The sequence below is a fragment of the Streptomyces sp. LS1784 genome (assembly GCF_020103755.1).
GTDB lineage: Bacteria > Actinomycetota > Actinomycetes > Streptomycetales > Streptomycetaceae > Kitasatospora.
In genome coordinates this window covers 1-529 of sequence record NZ_JAHSQD010001286.1, presented here as the reverse complement: position 1 = coordinate 529, position 529 = coordinate 1, and the positions used below count along the sequence as shown (strand labels likewise).

General features: G+C 78.1%; 1 pseudogene. It reads left to right on the top strand.

What is annotated here, in order from left to right:
• A pseudogene (locus tag KS423_RS47010) lies at positions 1-529 on the top strand (SMC family ATPase); the annotation flags it as partial.

The following is a 529-nucleotide window of genomic DNA, read 5'->3' as shown; positions in this document are numbered from 1 at the left end:
GGCCGCCTCCGGCGGCGAGGGCCGGGCGCTCGCCGGGGCCCACGCCGCCGGGCTGGCCGAGGCCGACCTGCGGCTGCGGGCCGAGGTGGTACGGCTGGAGGCGGCCCGGACGGAGGAGCAGCGCTGCGCCGAACTCGCCCACGAACAGCGCTCCCTGACGGACGACCGGCGCGCCGCCGAGGAGCTGGCCGAGGAGGCCGAGGACTGGCTCTCCGAGTTCGAGGGCGAGCTGAGCCGACTGGAGCAGCAGCACACCGAGGCTCGGTCAGCGACCGCCCGGGTCGAGCAACTGGACGGGCAGCGCACCGAGTTGACCGTCCGCCTGGACGCAGCCCGGGAGCGCGACGGCCTGCGCGCCGAGATCGCCGCGGCCGAGCCCCGGGTGATCACCCTGCGCACCGCCGCGCTGGACGCCCGCGAGCACAGCCTGGACCTGCGGGACCGCCGGCTGAGCGGCATGGCCGCCGAACTGGCCGAGCAGCTGCGCGCGGGCGAGGCCTGCCGGGTCTGCGGCTCGCCCGAGCACCCG